Source organism: Kribbella sp., from assembly GCF_035687465.1.
Lineage (GTDB): Bacteria > Actinomycetota > Actinomycetes > Propionibacteriales > Kribbellaceae > Kribbella.
In genome coordinates, this window is sequence record NZ_DASRXP010000741.1 from 1 (window position 1) to 3,903 (window position 3,903).

Annotated in this window: 4 protein-coding genes; 2 read left to right on the plus strand and 2 right to left on the minus strand. The window is 70.3% G+C overall.

Annotated features, from left to right (window positions below):
* Positions 1–1,484, minus strand: a 1,484-nt coding sequence (locus VFG33_RS40145; protein WP_325058290.1) for a leucyl aminopeptidase family protein, incomplete at its 3' end; no start/stop codon positions are given.
* Positions 1,485–1,624: 140 nt separating this feature from the next.
* Positions 1,625–1,792, minus strand: coding sequence for a DUF3117 domain-containing protein (locus VFG33_RS40150; protein ID WP_012923066.1), 168 nt, complete (start codon positions 1,790–1,792; stop codon positions 1,625–1,627).
* Between the two features lie 177 nt (positions 1,793–1,969).
* On the opposite strand from VFG33_RS40150, the gene VFG33_RS40155 reads away from it, so the two are divergent.
* Together VFG33_RS40155 and VFG33_RS40160 are read left to right on the plus strand one after the other, a co-directional pair.
* Positions 1,970–2,788: a PaaX family transcriptional regulator gene (locus VFG33_RS40155; RefSeq protein WP_325058291.1), complete on the plus strand. Its 819-nt coding sequence runs from the start codon at positions 1,970–1,972 to the stop codon at positions 2,786–2,788.
* A gap of 32 nt (positions 2,789–2,820) precedes the next feature.
* Positions 2,821–3,612 (plus strand): enoyl-CoA hydratase/isomerase family protein, encoded by a 792-nt coding sequence (locus VFG33_RS40160; RefSeq protein ID WP_325058292.1) that lies wholly within the window; start codon positions 2,821–2,823, stop codon positions 3,610–3,612.
* Positions 3,613–3,903: the final 291 nt, after the last annotated feature.

Here is a 3,903-nt window from a genome sequence, read left to right on the forward strand (position 1 = left end):
AGCCAGGTGGTGAGGAGGCGGGCGCCGGCGCCGGTGGCTCCGGGGGTGTATTCGAGGGCGTCCGCGGGCGATTCGGCGATGCTGGACAGGTCGAGGTGGGCCCACGGCAGGTCGCCCGTGAACGCCTTCAGGAACAGCGCCGCGGTGATCGACCCCGGGCCCTTCGAGCTGTTCACCGAGTCGGCGATCGGCGTCGAGATCAGCTCCGCGTACTCCGCCGGCAACGGCATCCGCCACAACCGCTCCCCCGCCGCCGCACCCGCATCCGCCAGGTTGTCGGCCAGCGCGTCGTCGGTCGAGAACATGCCGCCGTAGAGCATCGAGCCCAGCGACACCTTGATCGCGCCCGTCAGCGTGGCGATGTCGACGAGCACGTCCGGCTTCAGTTCACTCACCGCGTAGGCCAGCCCGTCCGCGAGGACCAGCCGCCCCTCAGCGTCGGTGTTCTTGACCTCCGTGGTCCGCCCGCCGTAGTGCCGGATCACGTCGTCAGGCCGGTACGCCGTGCCCGACGGCATGTTCTCCGCCGCGCAGACCAGTCCCGTCACCCGGATCTTCGCCCCGAGCTCGCGCAGCGCCGACATCGTCGCGATGACGGAACCACCACCGGTCATGTCACGCTTCATCGACACCATGCCCTCGCGCGGCTTCAGCGACAGCCCGCCGGTGTCGTACGTGATCCCCTTGCCCACGAGCACGACGTACGGCGTGTCCTTGCCGGCGCCGTCGGGCGTGTAGTCGAGGCGGATGAACCGCGGCGGCCGGGTGGAGCCCTGGCCGACCGCGAGGATGCCGCCGAACCCGTCAGCGGCGAGCGCCTTCTCGTCCCAGACCTTCACCTCGAGGCCGGTGACGGCGGCCAGCTCGGTCGCACGGGCGGCGAGCCAGGCGGGGTCCTTCTCGTTCGAGGGGGTGGTGGCGAACTGCCGGGCCAGCCAGCCGGTCCGCCCGATCACCAGGCCGCGCTCGATCGCGGCGGCGCGGTCGGTGTCGGAGCCGTCGGTGAGCGTGATCCGCTCGACCACCGGCTTGCCCGGATCGACGGTCTTGCGGTGGAAGGTGAAGGCGCCGAGCACGATCCCCTCGGCGAACGCCTGCAGCCCCGCGTCATCGATGCCTTCAGCAACAACCGTGGTGAGCTCGTCCTTGCCGCGGCCGAACCGGGCGATCGCCGCTCCGGCGTGTCGCAGGTCCGCCGGGGAGCCGTCACCCGCGCCGACCAGCAGCACCTCGCCGACCTCACCGGTCAGCAGCGGGTACGCCGCGGTGGCACCCGCCGACGTCGAGAACCCGCCATCGCGCTGAGCCTCCAGCAGCCGGTCGAGGTCCACTTTGAGCCGCTCACCCGCCTCCTTCGCGGCACCGGGCAGACCGGCCTCGCCGACCACGATCACCCAGGTCGGGGAACCGTGAACAGGGAGCCCGGGCTGCCAGGCGACGGCAGGCAGGGTGGGGAAGACGCTCTTACTGGTGCGGCGAGCCACTAGGAAGACCTCACTATTTGATCAAATTGGTCGACTGTCCAGCTAACCGTAACGACCCCGGCCGGTGCCGGAAAGGGCACCCACCGGGGTCGTGCAGATGTCACAGGTGCGCCGGGAAGGAGCACCCCGCGAGGATCTCTTCAGCCGACAACGGCTTTGAGCGCGTTCCCCAACTCGGTCGCCTCATCGGCGTTCAGCTCGACGACGAGCCGACCGCCGCCCTCGAGCGGAACCCGCATCACGATCCCCCGGCCCTCCTTGGTGACCTCGAGCGGACCATCGCCCGTCCGCGGCTTCATCGCCGCCATGCGCGCACCCCTTCCCTCATTGGCACAGCCCTCTTCGGTGTTGAGCGACGACACCGCGCGGGACCGTCGCCGGCGCCGTGCGGTGATGCGCCGTCGGCGCGTATCGCAGTGTGTATCGCGACCCATTATCCCCGATCGCGGGCCAGAGCCGTGCACCATACGGCAGACTCAGGTCTCGTGCACGCCCGTTCAGCCCTCTTCGACCTGTACGGCGACCACCTGCGCGCGCGTGGTTCGCGGGCCCCGGTGGCCGCCCTGGTCCGCCTGCTCGCGCCTCTGGGGGTGCATCCACCGGCAGTGCGCACCGCCGTCTCGCGGATGGTGAGGCAGGGCTGGCTGGAGCCGGTCCGGATCGACGGCCAGCCAGGGTACGGGCTGACGGCCCGGGCGCGTCGCCGACTCGACGACGCCGCCGCCCGGATCTACCGGACCGACGGTGGACCCGGCGACCGGGACGAGCCGGGCGCCGATCCGGCCGAGTGGGATCGGCACTGGCATCTCGGCATCCTCCGCGAGGTCCCGAACGCGCGCCGCCGCGAGCAGCTCGCGAGCCAACTTTCCTTCCTGGGTTGGGCTCCGCTGTCCGACGGCGCCTGGGTCGGGCTGCGCAACGACGCCGAGGTGGACCAGATCCTCGGCCTGGAAGGGATCGCCGCGGACCGGTTCCTGGCCCCGATCGACGAGGACGCGGTCGAGTTCGCCCGCCGGGTGTGGAAGCTGGACGAGCTCGGCGCGGCGTACGACGCCTGGCTGAACGAGGCGAAGGCGCTGGCCGAGAGCGCCGGCGACGACGTCACCGACGAGCAAGCGTTCGCGGTCCGGTCCGAACTGGTGCATGAGTGGCGCAAGTTCCTCTTCGTCGACCCGGGCCTGCCGGCAGAGCTGCTGCCGGACGACTGGGCCGGCACCCGGGCCGCTGCGTTCTTCGATTTTCACGCGAATCGACTGGGCCACGCGGCCGGGCGTTTCGTCGACAACTGCCTGACCATTCACTGACCACCTTGACTGAGCGTTGGGAGCCAGCAACGATGAGTGACTCTGTCGCGTACGACGTGTCCGCGGGCGTCGGCACGATCACCCTGAACCGGCCGGAAGCGATGAATTCGCTCGACACGGCGACGAAGGTGGCATTGCGGGACACGGTCCTGCAGGCGGCCGAGGACGACGAGGTCCGGTGTGTCGTGCTGACCGGGACCGGGCGGGCGTTCTGTGTCGGCCAGGACCTGAAGGAGCACATCGGCCTGCTCGCGGCGAACGACACGGACGCCCTCTGGAGCACCGTGCCGGACCACTACGCGCCGATCGCCCTGGCGCTGGCCGAGATGCCGAAGCCGGTGATCGCTTCGGTCAACGGCGTGGCGGCCGGCGCGGGTGCGTCGATGGCGTTCGCCTGTGACTTCCGGGTCGTCGCCGACACGGCTGGGTTCAACTTCGCCTTCACCGGGATCGCATTGTCCTGCGACACCGGGATCTCGTGGACCCTGCCCCGGCTGATCGGCCAGGCCAAGGCGACCGAACTGCTCTACTTCCCCCGCACGATCCCGGCCGACGAGGCATTGACGCTGGGCCTGGCGACCAGCGTCGTCCCGGCCGGCGACCTGGCCGGCGCGACCGCCGAACTGGCGGCCAAGCTGGCAGCCGGACCGACGCAGGCCTACGGCTCGGTGCGGCAGTCCATCGCGTACTCCGCGAGCCACACGCTCGCCGAGGCACTGGCCTTCGAGGCCACCAAGATGCAGCTGACCGGCGCCACCGAGGACCACCGCAACGCCGTGGCCTCGTTCGTCGCCAAGGAGAAGCCGACCTTCACCGGCAAGTAACGCCTGGTGCCTCCCGCAGCGCGGGAGGCACTGCGGGCGAGATCTTGTAATCGTTTACGTAACCGATTACAAAGGCTTCCATCGAGTGGTTCCGCCACGCCCTGGAGACCGTGATGAGATCGTTCCTGCCCTTCGCAGCGGCCGCGGCGGCTGCCGTCGTCGCCAACCTGCTGCTCCCCGCCGCCAGTCCTGCTCGGCCCGCCGCGGCCGAGCCCGGGACCATCACCTCGGCGAGCTTCCGGTCGAAGATCTTGGGCGAGGACATCGCATACAACGTCTACCTCCCAGGCG